The following is an 18,505-nucleotide window of genomic DNA, read 5'->3' as shown; positions in this document are numbered from 1 at the left end:
GCGGTGGACATAGGCCGCCCGGGCGGGCCCGGCCCCTCTCGGCCACGTAAGCGGTGAACTCCCCTTGCCGGGGCGTTAGATTGACTCGCTGACGGCGGACGCAACGGCGGACGCAACGGCGGACGGAACGGCTGGTCAGGGGGCAAGGTCGATGGAAAGCGACGGAACGCGGGACACCCGCGGCACGCACCCACACCCTGTACCGCGCCCGACGGCGCCACCCGAGGGGGCGGGGGTGCCGCCCATGCCGCCGGGCATGCCACCGGCGCCCTCCATGCCACCCGGCGCGCCGCCGAAACCGGACGGCTCTCCCTTCCTCACCTGGCTGCGGACCCCCCGCCCGGAGGCAGCACCGGGCGTCTGGCGCTTCGGCCACCGGCCGCGGCCCGAGCAGGAGCCCGAGCGGATTCCCTCCCGGCAGCTTCTCAGCGGCGCGGTGATCGCCTTCCTGGTGGGCTGGCTGGTGTGGTCCCTGTTGTGGAACGGCTACCTCGGCACCTGGTGGGTGCTGCCGCTGGACCTGTTCACCCCCGACTCCTGGCGCCAGGGCAACGACCGCGTCGGCAACGCGATCCTCTGGTACTCGTACTACACCGTCATCGCCATCGCCATCCTGCTGGTCGTCGGCCGCCTCGGCCGCTGGGGCGAGGTCTGGCGCCGTTACGGACCAGGCGCCTGGCGCCGCGCCGCGCCCACGACCGAGCACCCGCCCTCCCCCGAGGACGACCCCGCCGGGTGGCCCCAGCTGCGGCAGGCCGGGGCCTACGAGGCTGCCGAGCGGCTTGCCGCCGAGACGCGGGCCGGGCTCATGCGGGATGTGGACCACGCGCGGATCAGCCGGGCCTGGCAGGGCGTACGGTCCGGCCGGCACAGCCTCGCCACCTTCACCGGCGCCGTACTGAAGGACGGCGCCGCCGCCTGCCTGCACCCCTCCGGCGAACGCGACCTGCCCGCCCGCTACGCCCGGCACGACCTGCTCACCGGCCAGGTCCGGCTCGGCACCACCGCCGACGATCCCCGCAATCCCTACCACTACCGCGGCGCCGGACTCGCCCTCGGGCCCGACCTGCTCGGCACCTCCCTGCTCGCCGTCGGCCCGGCCGGCTCCGGGAAGACCGGTGCCCTGGTGCGACCGCTCGCGGAGTCCCTGTGCCTGCACGCCCTGGCCGGCAGGGCCACCGTCGTGGTGGTCGGCGCGGCGGGCGCCGGGCTCGGCCCGGCCGAGTACTACGACGTCGTCGTACGCGTCGGCCAGCCCGACTCCGTGTACGACCTCGACCTCTACGGCGGCACCACCGACCCCGACGAGGCCGCCGCCATACTCGCCGAGGCCCTCGTCGGTGACCTCGCCGACCCGCACCCGGGCAGCGACAGCCGCCGCTCCACCACCGTCCTCGCCCAGCTGCTCGGACCCTTCCGCGCCGTCCACGACCGCTTCCCCTCGGTGCCGGAGCTGCGTCAGCTGCTCGACGGCGCCCCCGGCCCGCTGGCCGCGCTGCGCAAGGGACTGACCGACACCGGACACGCGTCACTGCTCAGGGAACTCGATGCCCGAGAGCGTCAGATGGCCCACCCGGGCGATGTCGGCACCGTCCTCGCCGACCGGATCGCCCTGCTCGACCGGCCCGCCTTCGCCGCCTTCTTCGACACCTCCGGTCAGGGCCGGCCGTTCTCGCTCAGGGCGCTCGACCACCCCGTCCGGGTCCGCATCGACCTGCCCCAACGCGGCCACGCCGACGCCTCCCGGATCCTGGCCCGGCTGGTGCTCGCCCAGTTCACGGCCTCCGTGACGGTGCGGGAGGACCGGTCGCTCTTCGCCTGCCTGCTGCTGGACGATGCCAGCGGAGTCGTCACGCCGGAATCCGTGCGCGGCATCCAGCGACTGCGCAGCGCCAACGCCGGAGTGGTGCTCACGTTGCGCACCCTGGACGACGCGCCCCGACCGCTGCGCGGCCCGCTGCTCGGTGCGACGGGCTGCAGGGTGGCGCTGTCCGGGCTCACCCCCTGGGACGGACAGGACTTCGCCGAGGTGTGGGGCAAGGAGTGGACCGAGACCCGGGACGTCACCGACCGGCAGATCATCGCCGAGACCCAGGCCGGCAAGGCCGTGCACATGCTGCGCCGGGTCATCACCGGCCAGGCGCCCACCGCCCGCGCCGTCACCGTTCGGCAGGTCGAGCGGGAGCGGTGGTCGGCTTCCGAGTTGGCTCATGGGGTGCCGCCCGGGCATGCGGTGTTGTCGCTGACCACCGTGCAGGGCGAGCACGCGCCGCCATTGCTGGTGGATCTGCGGGGGTGAGCCGCCGACGGCCCGTCGTACGGTGAGGCAGAATCGGCGTAGGCCGTTCATACGCGGCGGCCAAAAGATCACCGCGATCGCCGGATCTCCCTCACCGTGAAGGCCCCATGCCCCCGACTCTCGCCTCGCTCGTCCACCACTCCGCGCTCAAGCTGACCGTGCGCGCGGGCGAGGACCGCCTGGACGTGCCCGTCCGCTGGGCGCATGTCAGCGAGCTGGCCGACCCCGTGCCCTACATGGAGGGCGGCGAGCTGCTGCTGATCACCGCGCTGAAGCTGGACGCGGAGGATCCCGAGGCGATGCGGCGGTACGTACGCCGACTGGTCGGCGCGGGAGTCGTCGGGCTCGGCTTCGCCGTCGGCGTCAATTACGAGGAGACCCCCAAGCCCCTCGTCGACGCCTGCGCGCAGGAGGGGCTGCCCCTGCTGGAGGTGCCCCGCCGCACCCCCTTCCTCGCCATCAGCAAGGCCGTCTCCGCGGCGATCGCCGCCGATCAGTACCGCGCGGTCACGGCCGGCTTCGCCGCCCAGCGCGAGCTGACGCGACAGGCGCTCACCACCGGCCCCGAGGGAGTCCTCACCGCGCTCGCCGCGCAGGTCGACGGCTGGGCGGCGCTGTACGACGCCTCGGGCGCCGTCGTCGCCGCCGCGCCGGAGTGGGCCGGCCGCCGCGCCGCCCGCCTCACCGCTGAGGTCGAACGGCTGCGGGAGCGGCCCGCCCCGGCGTCCGCCGTGGTCGGCGGCCCCGAGCACGAGGACCGGGTCGAGCTCCACTCCCTCGGAACCGGCCGACGGCCGCGGGCGGCCCTCGCCGTGGGTACGGCCGCCACGCTCGGCACCGCCGAGCGGTACGCCGTCCACTCCGCCATCGCCCTGCTCACCCTCACCACCGAACGCTCCCGCTCCCTGCACGCGGCCGAGCAGCGTGTCGGTACGGCGGTGCTGCGCATGCTCCTCGCCGGCGAACCCGACCACGCGCGCGCCGTCGCCGGGGACCTGTACGGCGGCCTGCTGGACGCCCCGTTCCGGATGATCGTCGCCGAGTCCGGGTCCGGTACGGCGGGCGAACCGCTCAGCGAACTCGCGGAGGCCGTGGAGTCCGCCGCGGCACGGTCCGGGGAGGCCGTGCTGGTCGTGCCGGAGGGGGAGCGGCTGGTGGTGCTGGCCGCCGACGAGGGCACGGCGGTGGCGGCGTGTGCCGCGTACGCGGCGGCGCGGGAGGCCGAGCGGGCGGTGCCCGAGCAGGGGCGTGCGGACGAGGACGAACTCGTCGTCGGTCTCTCGGCGCCCGCCGGGCCGATCGCGGCGGCAGCGGCGTACAAGCAGGCCCAGCAGGCGCTGTCGGTGGCGCGACGGCGGGGACGGGTGTTCGTGGAGCACGAGCAACTGGCCGCGGGGTCGGTGCTGCCGCTGCTGGCCGACGACGCGGTGAAGGCGTTCGCCGACGGGCTGCTGCGGGCGCTGCACGAGCACGACGCGACCGGGCGGGGGGATCTGGTCGCCTCGCTGCGGGCGTGGCTGTCGCGGCACGGGCAGTGGGACGCGGCAGCGGCCGACCTGGGGGTCCACCGGCACACGCTGCGGTACCGGATGCGCAGGGTCGAGGAGATCCTCGGTCGGAGCCTGGACGATCCCGACGTCCGGATGGAGCTCTGGCTCGCGTTGAAAGCGACGTCAGGCGAGTGAGCGTGAGCGCCGGGCGCCGGGCGCGTGAGCGTGAGCGCCGGGCGCGTGAGGCGGGCGCCGGGTGCGTGAGCGTGGTCCTGGCTGAGCGGGTCTCCGGTCGGGGCGGCCTCCGGCTGGGCGTGCCTCCGGGGTCGCCTCGGGCTGAGGGTGCCCCGGGTCGTGGGTGCCCTCCGGCTCTGGGTGCCCCCCAGCCGAGCAGGCCCCTTCGGTTGAGTGCTCCTGCCGAGGTCGGCGGGTTCGGAGGGGCCTGTGTGGTGTCGGTGGGTGGCCTGTTCAGTGGGGGCGTGAGGTGCGGGTGACACCGCCCGGCTCCGGCCCGCCCCGTCGACTTCTCCGGCCGGGGGAGAGGGACGGCCGGCCGGGCCGTCCCCACGCGCTCTCGCGGGCGGCCGGAAGCCGGCCCATCGCGCCAAAGCGGCGTGGACCCCACCGCGACTGCTACGACTCGGACAAACGACCCCCGGCCGCCCCCGCCCTACCGTGGAGCACGCAAACCAAGCACACCCCCCAACGCGGAAGGGCCGGGACTCGTACATGACTTCCACCCATGCCTTCTGGCTCGCCGGCCGCCAGGTCACCGGCGAGGACACCTTCGACGTCACCTCCCCGTGGGACGGCCGGCTCGTCGGCAAGGTCAGCGTGCCGACCGACGCCCAGGTCGAGGAGGCCGTGGCCGCCGCGTACGCCGTGCGGGACGAGTTCGCCGCCACCCCGGCGCATGCGCGTGCCGCCGCTCTCGACCACGTCAGCAAGCGTCTGGCCGAGCGCACGGAGGAGATCGCCCAGCTGATCTCCGCCGAGAACGGCAAGCCGATCAAGTGGGCCCGGGGTGAGGTCGGCCGTGCCGTCTCCGTGTTCCGGTTCGCCGCCGAGGAGGCCCGCCGGTTCAACGGCGGCGAGGCCCAGCGCCTCGACACCGACGCCGGCGGTCAGGGCCGCCTGGGCCTCACCCGGCGTTTCCCGAAGGGGGTCGTGCTCGGCATCGCGCCGTTCAACTTCCCGCTGAACCTGTGCGCCCACAAGGTCGCCCCGGCGATCGCCGCCGGCGCCCCGATCATCCTGAAGCCGGCCCCGGCCACCCCGCTCTCCGGCCTGATCCTCGGTGACCTGCTCGCCGAGACCGAGCTGCCGGCCGGCTCCTGGAGCATCCTCCCGGTCGCCAACGACAAGATGCCCGCCCTCGTCCAGGACGAGCGCCTGCCGGTCATCTCCTTCACGGGCTCCGAGAAGGTCGGCTACGCGATCATGGACTCGGTGCCGCGCAAGCACTGCACGCTGGAGCTGGGCGGCAACGGAGCCGCGGTCGTCCTCGGCGACTACGCCTCCGACGCCGACCTGGACTGGGCCGCGACCCGCATCGCGACCTTCTCCAACTACCAGGGTGGCCAGTCCTGCATCTCGGTGCAGCGGGTGATCGCCGACGCGTCCGTGTACGACCGGCTGCTGCCGCGGATCGTCGCCGCCGTCGAGGCCCAGGTCACCGGTGACCCCACCGACGACAAGACCGATGTCGGCCCGCTGGTCAGCGAGGACGCCGCCAAGCGCGTCGAGTCGTGGGTGAAGGAGGCCGTCGAGGCCGGTGCCACGCTCCTCACCGGTGGCGACCGCGACGGCGCCTCCTACGCGCCGACCGTCCTCACCGACGTACCGGCGACCGCGACGATCGCCTGCGAGGAGGTCTTCGGTCCCGTCCTCACCGTGACGAAGGTGGACGGCGAGGCCGAGGCGTTCGCCGCGGTCAACGACTCCAAGTACGGTCTCCAGGCGGGCGTGTTCACCCACGACCTCCAGGTCGCCTTCCGTGCCCACCGCGCCCTCGAGGTCGGCGGTGTGGTGATCGGCGACGTCCCGTCCTACCGCGCCGACCAGATGCCGTACGGCGGCGCCAAGCAGTCCGGCGTCGGCCGCGAAGGCGTCCGGTTCGCGATGGAGGACTACACCTACGAGCGCGTGCTGGTCCTCACCGGTCTCGCGCTCTGACCTGCCACGGACAGGTCAGCAACAGAACGGCCGCAGCCCACTGTGCGGGGGCTGCGGCCGTTCTTCTTGATCTCGCCACGGTCCTCCACGGGGGACGGACTCTTTCCCCGTTGTCAGTCGGCCTGTCTAGTCTTTGTGCGGCAGTCCGACCCACCACGGAGGCAGCGTGGCCCGACCCGCACGGCAGCCCGTGGTCATCGACGGGAAGATCAGCTCACTTCCGTTCCACGACATGCCCTGGGACGACTTCGAGAAGCTGGTGTGGGAACTCGTCCAGGCGGTGGAGCACCTGTCCCCATGCCATCGTTACGGAACGCCGGGGCAGGCACAGGGCGGCATCGACATCGCCGGACGCGCACCGGACGGGAGTTGGTCCGCCTTCCAGGTGAAGCAGGTGGCACAGTTCACCGAGGCGAGTGCGAGAAAGGCCCTGGACGCGTTTGTTCGAGGGCTGCGCCCCCACGGTGCCACGCGTCTGGTTGTCGTGACCTCCTGCCGGGGGACGCGAACCCAGGTACGCGACGTAGCTCACCATTACCAGGACCGGTACCCGGACCTGACCTTGGGCGAGATCTGGGACGCCGAACATCTGGGTCACCTTCTGCGGGGTCAGCCGCGCATCGTCGCCCGTTACTTCGGAGACGGGGTGGTCCGCCGGTTCTGTGACAGCGACGCGCTGTCAGCGTTCTTCGCCACGGCGGGCCCCGCCGAGCCGGGGATTCCGCTCGTCGCTGCGGACCCGTTCGGGTTGGAGATCCATGAGGCGATCTCCGTCGGCGACGACGACACACAGGACAGCCCGCTCCCCAGGTACTTCCACCGGTCGTTCGACGACCTGCTCGACACCGCCGTGGACCGGGCACGTGGTGGGCGCAGCGTGATCAAGGTACTTGTCGGTGACTCGTCCACGGGAAAGTCCCGTGCGGCCTATGAGGCCGTCAAGCGTCTGCCGGAGGACTGGCGGCTGTGGCATCCGGCCGGCCAGGACGACCTGCTGCGCTCGCTCGACTCGGTGGCGCCTCGCACGGTCCTGTGGCTCAACGAGATCAACCGGTACCTCCTCTCCGACAGCCCCGTGCGGGACGAGCAGGTCGCCGGGAGGCTCGCCCAGCTGTTGCACGATTCTGAGCGGGCGCCGGTACTCATTCTCGGCACGGCCTGGTACGAGCACTGGGCCGCGATGACCATGGCGCCACGAAATGAACGCATCCGTGCAAGGTCCCTGCTGGCCAGGGACTGCATCCGGGTGCCGGAGACCTTCAGCGAGGACGAACTCCGCACCCTCGCGGCGGAGCCTGGCCGGACCGACGACAGAATGCTGCAGGCCGCACGCTTGGCCGAGAGCGGACATGTGATCCAGTATCTGGCCGGTGGCCCCGCCCAGCTCGAGCGTTACGAGATGGGGTCTCCGACAGCCCGCGCGGTGCTGCAGGCGGCGATGGACGCCCGCCGGTTCGGCCACGGCCTCGATCTGCCCGCTGCCTTTCTCGAGGCCGCTGCAGCGGCGTACCTCACGCCGTTGCAGCGCGACGTGGCGCCTCGCCACTGGTTCCGACAGGCAGTGGAGTATCTGTCGGCCCCGTGTCGTGGCGTCCGTGGCCCCTTGGCACCGGTTCCCGGCTTCTCGGCGACGGACGCACAGAATCCGAGTCATTTCCGACTGTCGGATTTCATCGAAATGTATGCGTGGCGCCACCGACGGACGGTGTGCCCGGCCGGGGAGTTCTGGGCCGCGGGCGAACAGCACTCCGTCGGCGCGAAGGACAAGGCCGCTTTGTCACGCGCGGCTCTGGCCCGTGGCCGGACCACGGAAGCCGAGTCCTTGGCCATGGCGGCGGCAGCGGAAGGGGACGGTGCGGCCCTCTTCGCGTTTGCCGAATGGCTCGCGAAGCATGGCAAGGGTGAGGATGCGCTGCCCTACCACGAGCTGGCGGCCGAAGCCGGCGATGCCCACGCTCAGATCTTCCTTGCCTGGCGCCACGAGGGGGCGGGGCGACTCGACGACGCGGAGGCGTGGTACCGCAAGGCCGCACAGGCCGGCGAAGGATTCGACGCGGTCGTGGGAATCGCCTCCGTCCTGAGCGAACGGGGACAGGGCAAGGCCGCGGCCGAACTCTACGCGAGCGTGCTCAAGCGTGGCTTCTTCGGCGCCCGGGCTGTCGAGTACCAGGCTCGTTGGCTGGCCGGCCGCGGCCGGCATGAGCTCGCTCTGCTCCTCACCAGGTGGTCGTTCGAAGCCGGCAACACGGAAGCCTTCACCGGGCTGGCTTGGAGGTATCGGTACGAGGACACGCAGCGGGCGGTCGACGTGCTCCTGTACGCGATGGCAGCGGGTGACACCCATGCTCCTCGCGAACTGGCCTGGATCCACGAGGAGGAGGGCGACTCCGTCCGAGCTGATCACTTCTGCGAGGTCGCCGTCTCTCTCGGCGAGACGAACGCCCTGCGCGGGCTGGGAATGATCCGTCGCAGCAAGGGCGACCACCGTTCGGCCGCCGCGTTGTTCTGGAGGGCGTACAACCTCGGTCTCGACGACGCCTTGCTGGAGTTGGCCGCTCTGAGGGAGAAGGAAGACAACCACAGGCAAGCGGAACGTCTCTACCGGCGTGCTCTCCGGGAAGGACAGGATTACGCGGCGCATCACCTGGTGCGCATCCTGGAGACCAGCGGGCGGACCCGGCAAGCCGAGGAACTGGCCGGTGGCTCCCCGGACCTTCTGCGAGCACTCGCACGGGCGCGCGCGGATCGGGGTGAGCCGGAGGCGGCGGAAGACCTGCTGACCGGGCTCATCATCCGCGGTGAGGTGGAACTGCTGGTGACCGTCGCCCGACTCCGGCAGCGCCGGGGGGACCTGACGGGAGCGGAACGCGCCCTGCGCGAGGCGCTGGACGCCGGTGTGTCCTCGGCCGCGGAACAGCTGGCGAAGCTGCAGGGAGACAAGCCGGTCTGACAGCCGGACGCACGGCACGCGGGTGTGTCACGACGCGGCCGGCGCCGGTCCCGAACTCGTCCGGACCGTCAGCTCGGGGGCGAGCAGTACGACCTCGTCGCCGCCCCGGCCGTCGAGCTTGGCCACCAGGTTTTCCACGGCGTGCCGGCCCATCTCCTGGGCGGGGACGGCGACCGAGGTCAGTCGCACCGACGCCTGGACGGCGACCTCGTCCGGGCAGATCGCGACCACGGAGACGTCCTCGGGCACGGCCCGGCCCTGCTGGCGCAGCAGTGCGAGCAGCGGCTCCACCGCCGACTCGTTCTGCACCACGAAGCCGGTCGTCGCCGGCCGCTCGTCGAAGATCCGGGCCAGGGTGCGGGCCATCGCGTCGTACCCGCCCTCGCACGGCCGGTGCAGCACCCTCAGGCCCGACTCGCGAGCCCGGGAGCGCAGTCCGTCGAGGGTGCGCTCGGCGAAACCGGTGTGCCGCTCGTAGACCGCCGGGGCCTCGCCGATGACAGCGATGTCGCGGTGGCCGAGTTTCGCCAGGTGTTCCACGCACAGCGCGCCGGTCGCGTTCCAGTCCAGGTCCACGCAGGTCAGGCCGGCGGTCTCGGCGGGCAGGCCGATCAGCACGGAGGGCTGGTCGGTCGCCCGCAGCAGCGGCAGCCGCTCGTCCTGCAGCTCGACGTCCATCAGGATCATCGCGTCGGCCAGACCGCTGCCGGTGACCCGGCGCACCGCGTCGGGGCCCTCCTCGCCGGTGAGCAGCAGGACGTCGTAGCCGTGGGTCCGGGCCGTGGTGGCCACCGCGATGGCGATCTCCATCATCACCGGCACATACAGGTCGGTGCGCAGCGGGATCATCAGCGCGATGATGTTCGACCGTCTGCCGGCCAGGGCGCGGGCGCCCGCGTTCGGGTGGTAGCCGAGCTCCCGGATGCTCTGCTCGACCCGCTGCCGGGTGGTGAGGGAGATGGACCGCTTGCCGCTGAGGACATAGCTCACCGTGCTCGCCGAGACTCCGGCGTGCTGGGCGACCTCGGCGAGGGTGACCATCCAGCTCTCCAAGCTTTGTGAAGCGCTTCGACACCAGGCGCTGCAAGTAGAATGAATGAGGGTGAGCTCGACACTAACTCCGGGCACCCAGAGTGTCCATAGGTCATCGAAGCGCTTCGACAGCGATTCCCGGCCCCGGTCGCTACGGCGGAAGCGATTCCCGGCCCCGGTCGCTACGGCGGAAGCGATCCCCGGCCCCGGTCGGTACGGCGGAAGCCATACCCGGCCCCGGCCGGTGTGGCGGAGAAGAGCAGGAGACGCCGGCGGCCCCGGTTCTCGGTCGGGCTTTCGGCCGATCGGACGCGCGAGGGGTGGTGGGGTCGGCCCGTTTCGGGTACCAACGATCCAGTAGCACTGGTCGGTAACGAACGGTCCGTAATCATCCCTCTTCGCGGCGAGGTGAGCCTCATGTCCGCCCCCACCACCCAACGCTCCACCGTCTCCGAACGCGAGGCCCGTCAGGTGGCGGAGGCCGCCCGGCAGCAGGACTGGCACAAACCCAGCTTCGCCAAGGAACTCTTCCTCGGGCGCTTCCGGCTCGACCTCATCCACCCCCATCCGCTCCCCGACGCCGAATCCGTACGGCGGGGCGAGGAGTTCCTGGCGAAGCTGCGCGCGTTCTGCGAGACGACGATCGACCCCGCCCGCATCGAGCGGGAGGCCCGCATCCCCGACGAGGTCGTGGTGGGCCTGAAGGAGCTCGGCGCCCTCGGCATGAAGATCGAGCCGAAGTACGGCGGCCTCGGCCTCACCCAGCTCTACTACAACAAGGCCCTCGCCCTGGTCGGTTCCGTCAGCCCGGCCGTCGGCGCGCTGCTCTCCGCCCATCAGTCGATCGGCGTACCGCAGCCGCTGAAGATGTTCGGCACCCAGGAGCAGAAGGACGCCTTCCTGCCGCGCTGCGCCCGCACCGACATCTCCGCCTTCCTGCTCACCGAGCCGGACGTGGGCTCCGACCCGGCCCGTCTCGCCACCACGGCCGTGCCCGACGGCGACGACTACGTCCTCGACGGGGTGAAACTGTGGACCACCAACGGGGTGGTCGCCGACCTGCTCGTCGTCATGGCCCGGGTGCCGAAGTCCGACGGACACAAGGGCGGCATCACCGCGTTCGTGGTGGAGGCGGCCGCGGAGGGCATCACCGTCGAGAACCGCAACGCCTTCATGGGTCTGCGCGGCATCGAGAACGGCGTCACCCGCTTCCACCAGGTCCGGGTACCGGCCGCCAACCGGATCGGACCCGAGGGCGCGGGCCTGAAGGTCGCGCTCACCACCCTGAACACGGGCCGGCTGTCGCTGCCCGCCATGTGCGCGGGCGCCGGCAAGTGGTGCCTGAAGATCGCCCGTGAGTGGGCGGCGGAGCGCGAGCAGTGGGGCAAGCCGGTCGCGCTGCACGAGGCCGTCGGCTCCAAGATCAGTTTCATCGCGGCCACCACGTTCGCGCTGGAGGCCGTGCTCGACCTGTCCTCCCAGATGGCCGACGAGGACCGCAACGACATCCGCATCGAGGCCGCCCTCGCCAAGCTCTACGGCTCCGAGATGGCCTGGAAGATGGCCGACGAACTGGTCCAGATCCGCGGCGGACGCGGCTACGAGACGGCCGAGTCCCTCAAGGCGCGCGGCGAACGCCCGGTTCCGGCCGAGCAGATCCTGCGCGACCTGCGCATCAACCGCATCTTCGAGGGCTCCACGGAGATCATGCACCTGCTGATCGCGCGGGAGGCCGTGGACGCCCATCTCTCGGTCGCCGGTGATCTGATCGACCCCGACAAGTCCCTGTCGGACAAGGCGAAGGCGGGCGCGGGCGCGGGTGTCTTCTACGCCAAGTGGCTGCCGAAGCTGATCGCCGGCCCCGGTCAACTGCCCACGTCGTACGGTCAGTTCAGGCAGGTGGTCGACCTCTCCGGCCATCTGCGCTACGTCGAGCGCACCGCCCGCAAGCTGGCCCGGTCCACCTTCTACGCCATGTCCCGCTGGCAGGGCCGGATGGAGACCAAGCAGGGCTTCCTCGGCCGGATCGTGGACATCGGCGCCGAGCTGTTCGCGATGAGCGCGGCCTGTGTCCGCGCCGAGCGGCTGCGCGGCGAGGGCGAGCACGGCCGCGAGGCGTACCAGCTGGCCGACGCCTTCTGCCGGCAGGCCCGCATCCGGGTGGACGAACTCTTCGCGCGCCTGTGGACCAACACCGACGACCTGGACCGCAAGGTGGTCAAGGGCGTCCTCGGCGGGGCCTACACCTGGCTGGAGGAGGGCATCCTCGACCCCTCGGGGGAGGGCCCGTGGATCGCCGACGCGACCCCCGGACCCTCGGCTCACGACAACGCCCGCCGTCCCTTCGGCGGCTAGCAGTACTTGTCGCTCGGGTCCCGCGTCGTCCAGGAGCAGGACGCGGCCTTGGTGCCGCTCGCCTTGGTCAGCGTGGCCGTGTCCTTGTCGTTGTTCCAGACGTAGGCACGCCGGTCCTGGTACTTGTCCGACGCGGTGTCCGAGCCACTGCCGGTGTGGATCTTGAGGTACTTCCCGGCGCCGATCTTGACGTTCGGGAAGACGTACCTGTGGTTGGAGGCGTCCTTCAGTACCCAGCCCTTGAGCGAGACCGCCGAACCGCCGGTGTTCTTCAGCTGCACCCACTCGCCGTTCAGGCTCTTGTTGGAACGGTTGTCCGAGCCGGGGCTGTCGAACCACACATGGTGGATCTTCACGCCCCCGGCGGCCTCGGCCGGAGTGCTGAGCAGGGTGCCGGTGAGCAGGGCCGCGCCGGCGAGGGCGGGCAGGGCTGCGCGCAGCCGCACAGTACGCATGGAGAGATCCCCCCAGGATGTCGTCCGCGAAAGCATGTGGAAGGAAGTGTTATCACATGATCTTCACGTTGACTTCACATCGGAGGAAGTAGCGGAGAACCGCTCGGTCCGGCGAGGAAGGCCACCGATGCACCCGCCCGAGGGACGCACTGTCCAGGCCGTCACCGCTTGCGGCAACAATGGGGGGATGACCGACAGTCCCGCCAGTCCGGCGCCCCTCGCCGACCCGCACCTCGTCTACGACCCCGTCCCCGGTGACGGACCCAAGGACGTGGTGATCCTCGGCTCCACCGGATCCATCGGCACCCAGGCCATCGACCTCGTGCTGCGCAACCCCGACCGCTTCCGGGTCACCGCCCTGTCCGCCAACGGCGGCCGGGTGGCCCTCCTCGCCGAGCAGGCGCACCGGCTGCGGGTGCGGACCGTGGCGGTCGCCCGCGAGGACGTCGTACCCGCGCTGCGCGAGGCGCTCTCCGCCGAGTACGGCAGCGGGGAGCCGCTGCCCGAGATCCTCGCCGGGCCCGACGCGGCCACCCAGGTCGCCGCCTCCCGGTGCCACACCGTGCTCAACGGCATCACCGGCTCCATCGGCCTCGCGCCGACCCTGGCCGCCCTGGAGGCGGGCCGCACCCTCGCGCTCGCCAACAAGGAGTCGCTGATCGTCGGCGGCCCGCTGGTCACCGCGCTCGCCAAGCCCGGTCAGATCATCCCGGTGGACTCCGAGCACGCGGCCCTCTTCCAGGCGCTCGCCGCCGGCACCCGTGCCGACGTCCGCAAGCTCGTCGTCACCGCCTCCGGCGGCCCCTTCCGCGGCCGGACCAGGGCCGAGCTGGCGCACGTCACCGTCCAGGACGCCCTCGCCCACCCCACCTGGGCGATGGGCCCGGTGATCACCGTCAACTCCGCGACGCTGGTCAACAAGGGACTGGAAGTCATCGAGGCCCACCTCCTCTACGACATTCCCTTCGACCGCATTGAGGTGGTCGTGCATCCCCAGTCGTATGTCCACTCGATGGTCGAGTTCACCGATGGATCCACGATCGCCCAGGCGACGCCCCCCGACATGCGCGGGCCCATCGCCGTCGGTCTGGGCTGGCCCGAACGCATTCCCGACGCGGCGCCCGCCTTCGACTGGAGCAAGGCATCCACCTGGGAGTTCTTCCCACTGGACACCGAGGCGTTCCCGTCGGTGGACCTCGCCCGGCACGTGGGGCAGCTCGCGGGGACGGCTCCGGCGGTGTTCAATGCGGCCAACGAGGAGTGCGTCGAGGCCTTCCTGGGCGGCGCACTGCCCTTCAACGGGATCATGGAGACCGTCACCCGGGTGGTCGAGGAACACGGCACCCCGGTCACGGGAACCTCACTCACCGTGTCGGACGTCCTCGAAGCGGAGACCTGGGCGAGAGCCCGGGCCCGGGAACTCACAGCCAAGACGGCGACCGCGGAGGCGCGTGCATGACGACCTTGATGTTCATCCTCGGCATAGTGGTCTTCGCGGTGGGCCTGCTCGTCTCGATCGCGTGGCACGAGCTGGGGCACCTGTCCACGGCCAAGCTCTTCGGCATCCGCGTCCCGCAGTACATGGTCGGCTTCGGCCCGACCGTCTGGTCGCGCAACAAGGGCGAGACCGAGTACGGCATCAAGGCCATCCCGCTGGGCGGCTACATCCGCATGATCGGCATGTTCCCGCCCGACGACCAGGGCCGGGTCTCCGCCCGCTCCACCTCCCCGTGGCGCGGCATGATCGAGGACGCCCGCTCGGCGGCCTTCGAGGAGCTCAAGCCGGGTGACGAGACGCGCATGTTCTACACCCGCAAGCCGTGGAAGCGGGTCATCGTCATGTTCGCGGGCCCGTTCATGAACCTGGTGCTCGCGATCGGCCTCTTCTTCACCGTGCTCATGGGCTTCGGCATCCAGCAGCAGACCACCACCGTCGCCTCCGTCTCACCCTGCTCCATCGAGCAGAGCGAACACCGCGACACCTGCAAGAAGTCCGACCCGGTCTCCCCGGCCGCCAAGGGCGGCCTGAAGGCGGGCGACAAGATCGTCTCCTTCGACGGCGTGCCGACCGGGAACTGGAACACGCTCTCGGACCTCATCCGGGACAGCGCGGGCAAGAACGTCGCGATCGTCGTCGACCGCAAGGGCCAGGAGATGACCCTGCACACGACGATCACGACGAACAAGGTCGCCAGGAAGGACTCCAGCGGCCAGTACACCGACGGCTACGTCGAGGCCGGCTTCCTCGGCTTCAGCGCCGCCACCGGGGTGGTCAGGGAGGACTTCGGCGGGTCCGTGTCCTGGATGACCGACCGGGTCGGCGACGCCGTCGACTCCCTCGCCGCCCTGCCCGCCAAGATCCCCGCCCTGTGGGACGCCGCCTTCGGCGACGGCCCGCGTGAGCCGGACTCGCCGGTGGGCATCGTCGGCGCGGCCCGCATCACCGGTGACATCGCCACGCTCGACATCCCCGCCTCCCAGCAGGTGGCGATGTTCGTGATGCTGCTCGCCGGGTTCAACCTGTCCCTGTTCCTGTTCAACATGCTGCCGCTGCTCCCGCTCGACGGCGGCCACATCGCGGGCGCGCTGTGGGAGGCGCTGCGGCGGAACGTGGCCCGCGTGCTGCGCCGGCCCGACCCCGGTCCGTTCGACGTCGCCAAGCTGATGCCGGTGGCGTACGTGGTGGCCGGGATCTTCGTCTGCTTCACCATCCTGGTGCTGATCGCCGACGTGGTGAACCCGGTCAAAATCTCCTAGCCGTCCGACGTTCCAGGCGGCCCGGAACCCCGTGGTTCCGGGCCGCCTTCCATCGAGTGGGTTTTACGGGAGGGATGTGCTGGCGTCCGTCCCTGTGCCGTAATCTCGGAGTCTGGAGCCCGCCGTTCACGGGACCGGATCTTGATCCACGACATGGGGTTGCACAGCAGATGACTGCGATTTCTCTCGGCATGCCGTCCGTTCCGACCAAGCTCGCCGAGCGCCGGAAGAGCCGGCAGATCCAGGTCGGAAGCGTGGCGGTCGGCGGAGACGCGCCTGTCTCGGTCCAGTCCATGACCACGACCCGTACGTCCGACATCGGCGCCACCCTCCAGCAGATCGCCGAGCTGACCGCCTCCGGCTGCCAGATCGTCCGCGTGGCCTGCCCCACCCAGGACGACGCCGACGCCCTCGCCACCATCGCGAAGAAGTCCCAGATCCCGGTCATCGCGGACATCCACTTCCAGCCCAAGTACGTCTTCGCCGCCATCGAGGCCGGCTGCGCCGCGGTCCGCGTCAATCCCGGCAACATCAAGCAGTTCGACGACAAGGTCAAGGAGATCGCCAGGGCCGCCAAGGACCACGGCACCCCGATCCGCATCGGTGTCAACGCCGGCTCCCTGGACCGGCGCCTGCTCCAGAAGTACGGCAAGGCCACCCCTGAGGCCCTGGTCGAGTCCGCCCTGTGGGAGGCGTCCCTCTTCGAGGAGCACGACTTCCGCGACATCAAGATCTCCGTCAAGCACAACGACCCGGTCGTCATGATCGAGGCGTACCGCCAGCTCGCCGCGCAGTGCGAGTACCCCCTCCACCTCGGCGTGACGGAGGCCGGCCCGGCCTTCCAGGGCACGATCAAGTCGGCGGTCGCCTTCGGCGCGCTGCTCTCCCAGGGCATCGGCGACACCATCCGCGTCTCCCTGTCGGCCCCGCCGGCGGAGGAGGTCAAGGTCGGCATCCAGATCCTGGAGTCGCTGAACCTCAAGCAGCGCGGCCTGGAGATCGTCTCCTGCCCGTCCTGCGGGCGCGCCCAGGTCGACGTCTACAAGCTCGCCGAAGAGGTCACCGCGGGCCTCACCGGCATGGAGGTCCCGCTCCGCGTCGCCGTCATGGGCTGCGTCGTCAACGGCCCCGGCGAGGCCCGCGAAGCCGATCTCGGTGTCGCCTCCGGCAACGGCAAGGGCCAGATCTTCGTCAAGGGCGAGGTCATCAAGACCGTCCCCGAGTCCAAGATCGTGGAAACGCTCATCGAGGAGGCCATGAAGCTGGCCGAACAGATGGAGGCCGACGGCGTGACCTCGGGCGAACCGTCGGTGTCGGTGGCGGGCTGAACGATCCGGCTCCGGGCGGGTCAGCGCCCCGCAAGGGGCGCGGGGGACGGCGCGGCCGGCCACGCGCGACCCGCACCCGCCGGAAGACCGGAGCCCACGGACTCCGAGGCGCACGGCCGAGGCAGCGCAGTTATAGTGCCGGGACCAGCAGAACCCCAGGGTGAGGCCCCGCACGTGTTGACCCAGACCACCTCCCGGGTGCTCGAACCGAGCGACCTTGACGCCGCGCTCGCCGTCCTCGACCGCGAGCCGGTGGCGAACGCCTTCGTGTCCTCCCGGGTCCAGGTCGCGGGCCTCGACCCGTGGCGCCTCGGCGGCGAGATGTGGGGCTGGTACGAGGACGGCATGCTCACGTCCCTGTGCTACGCGGGCGCCAACCTCGTCCCCATCTGCGCCACCCCGCGCGCCGTACGCGCCTTCGCCGACCGCGCCCGCCGGGCCGGCCGCCGCTGCTCCTCCATCGTCGGCTCCGCCGAAGCCACCACCCAGCTGTGGCGGCTGCTGGAGCCGCACTGGGGCCCGGCCCGAGAGGTCCGCGCCCACCAGCCGCTGATGGTCACCGACCGCATGCCGGCCGACATCGCCCCCGACCCGTACGTCCGCCGCGTCCGCAAGGACGAGATGGAGACGATCATGCCGGCGTGCGTGGCGATGTTCACCGAGGAGGTCGGCGTCTCCCCGCTGTCCGGCGACGGCGGCCTGCTCTACCAGGCCCGGGTCGCGGAACTCGTCGGCGCCGGCCGCTCCTTCGCCCGCGTCGACGACCAGGGCCGGGTCGTGTTCAAGGCGGAGATCGGCGCGGCGACTCGCGACGCCTGCCAGATCCAGGGCGTGTGGGTGGCCCCCGAGTACCGGGGGAGGGGCCTGGCGGTCCCCGGCATGGCGGCGGTGCTGCGCTACGCCCTGGCGGACGTGGCCCCGGTCGTCAGCCTGTACGTCAACGACTTCAACACGGCGGCCAGAAGGACATATCGCAGGGTGGGCTTCCAGGAGGTGGGAGCCTTCATGAGCGTTCTGTTTTGACTCCCCTGTACCCTCCCGGCATGGACCTCGTGATCGGCCCCCTGGACCTCGCAGACCACGTCGACGAGGCCCTCGCCGTGCAGGCCCTCGCCTTCGGGCTCGGGCCGGACGAAATCGCCGTACGCCGCCAGATCGTCCAGCGCCACATGCAGTACCAGGGCGCACGGGCCCTCGGCGCCACCAGCCACGGGCAGTTGGTCGGGTTCGTCTACGGCATGCCCAACAGCCGCACCCACTGGTGGTCCACCGTCGTGGAGCCCTATCTCCGCGCGGGCGGCCACGACCACTGGCTCGACGACTCCTTCGTCATCACCGAGCTGCACGTCCACCCCGACCACCAGAACCGCGGCATCGGCCGGCGCCTGATCACCACCATCACGGACAGTGCCACCGAACCCCGCTCGATCCTCTCCGCGATCGACACCGACAGCCCCGCCCGCGGGCTCTACCACTCCCTCGGCTACACCGACCTCGCCCGCCAGGTCCACTTCCCGAGCGCGCCACGGCCGTACGCCGTCATGGGCGCCCCACTGCCACTGCGCAGGCGCTAACCGATTTCCACCGGCCCAGTCGGCCCGGCTAACCTCCTATGCCATCACCATCCCCACGCTCGGCTTCGCTCGCGCGGGGGGACCACCATC

12 protein-coding genes are annotated in these 18,505 nt (G+C 71.2%); 10 read left to right on the top strand and 2 right to left on the bottom strand.

Annotated features, from left to right (window positions below):
- The first annotated feature begins 151 nt into the window (after positions 1–151).
- From ACIGYR_RS17795 to ACIGYR_RS17780, 4 genes are all read left to right on the top strand, one after another.
- On the top strand, positions 152–2,299 hold the full coding sequence (locus ACIGYR_RS17795) for an ATP-binding protein (protein ID WP_399598456.1): 2,148 nt from the start codon (positions 152–154) through the stop codon (positions 2,297–2,299).
- A gap of 107 nt (positions 2,300–2,406) precedes the next feature.
- Positions 2,407–3,984 carry a PucR family transcriptional regulator gene (locus ACIGYR_RS17790; protein ID WP_399598458.1) on the top strand — a complete coding sequence of 526 codons (1,578 nt, stop codon included), beginning with the start codon at positions 2,407–2,409 and terminating at the stop codon, positions 3,982–3,984.
- Positions 3,985–4,518: 534 nt separating this feature from the next.
- On the top strand, positions 4,519–5,964 hold the full coding sequence (locus ACIGYR_RS17785; protein ID WP_399598461.1) for an aldehyde dehydrogenase family protein: 1,446 nt from the start codon (positions 4,519–4,521) through the stop codon (positions 5,962–5,964).
- Positions 5,965–6,154: 190 nt separating this feature from the next.
- Positions 6,155–8,914, top strand: coding sequence for a restriction endonuclease (locus ACIGYR_RS17780; RefSeq protein WP_399598463.1), 2,760 nt, complete (start codon positions 6,155–6,157; stop codon positions 8,912–8,914).
- A gap of 27 nt (positions 8,915–8,941) precedes the next feature.
- Here the strand turns inward: ACIGYR_RS17780 and ACIGYR_RS17775 are convergent, their stop codons facing one another.
- Complete coding sequence (locus ACIGYR_RS17775; RefSeq protein ID WP_399598465.1) at positions 8,942–9,955, bottom strand: LacI family DNA-binding transcriptional regulator; 1,014 nt, start codon at positions 9,953–9,955, stop codon at positions 8,942–8,944.
- A gap of 408 nt (positions 9,956–10,363) precedes the next feature.
- On the opposite strand from ACIGYR_RS17775, the gene ACIGYR_RS17770 reads away from it, so the two are divergent.
- Positions 10,364–12,301, top strand: a complete 1,938-nt coding sequence (locus ACIGYR_RS17770) for an acyl-CoA dehydrogenase family protein (protein ID WP_399598467.1) — start codon at positions 10,364–10,366, stop codon at positions 12,299–12,301.
- On the opposite strand, the gene ACIGYR_RS17765 is transcribed toward ACIGYR_RS17770, so the two are convergent.
- Positions 12,298–12,756: a lamin tail domain-containing protein gene (locus tag ACIGYR_RS17765; RefSeq protein WP_399598470.1), complete on the bottom strand. Its 459-nt coding sequence runs from the start codon at positions 12,754–12,756 to the stop codon at positions 12,298–12,300. The genes ACIGYR_RS17770 and ACIGYR_RS17765 overlap by 4 nt on opposite strands.
- 187 nt (positions 12,757–12,943) lie before the next feature.
- Between ACIGYR_RS17765 and dxr the strand changes: the two genes are divergently transcribed.
- The 5 genes from dxr (at position 12,944) to ACIGYR_RS17740 (ending at position 18,415) form a co-directional block, all read left to right on the top strand.
- A complete protein-coding gene (gene dxr / locus ACIGYR_RS17760) occupies positions 12,944–14,215 on the top strand; it encodes a 1-deoxy-D-xylulose-5-phosphate reductoisomerase (protein WP_399598473.1) in 1,272 nt (423 codons plus the stop codon).
- Entirely contained in the window at positions 14,212–15,513 is a 1,302-nt protein-coding gene (locus tag ACIGYR_RS17755; protein ID WP_399598476.1) for a M50 family metallopeptidase, read from the top strand. The genes dxr and ACIGYR_RS17755 overlap by 4 nt, the downstream gene beginning before the upstream one ends.
- 170 nt (positions 15,514–15,683) lie before the next feature.
- Positions 15,684–16,841: a flavodoxin-dependent (E)-4-hydroxy-3-methylbut-2-enyl-diphosphate synthase gene (ispG, locus tag ACIGYR_RS17750; RefSeq protein ID WP_391847356.1), complete on the top strand. Its 1,158-nt coding sequence runs from the start codon at positions 15,684–15,686 to the stop codon at positions 16,839–16,841.
- Positions 16,842–17,015: 174 nt separating this feature from the next.
- On the top strand, positions 17,016–17,864 hold the full coding sequence (locus ACIGYR_RS17745) for a GNAT family N-acetyltransferase (RefSeq protein WP_399598479.1): 849 nt from the start codon (positions 17,016–17,018) through the stop codon (positions 17,862–17,864).
- 20 nt (positions 17,865–17,884) lie between these two features.
- Complete coding sequence (locus ACIGYR_RS17740; protein WP_391847358.1) at positions 17,885–18,415, top strand: GNAT family N-acetyltransferase; 531 nt, start codon at positions 17,885–17,887, stop codon at positions 18,413–18,415.
- Positions 18,416–18,505: the final 90 nt, after the last annotated feature.

The sequence above is a fragment of the Streptomyces sp. NPDC053076 genome (genome assembly GCF_044546845.1).
GTDB lineage: Bacteria > Actinomycetota > Actinomycetes > Streptomycetales > Streptomycetaceae > Streptomyces.
This window is presented reverse-complemented; position numbering and strand designations above follow the sequence as displayed.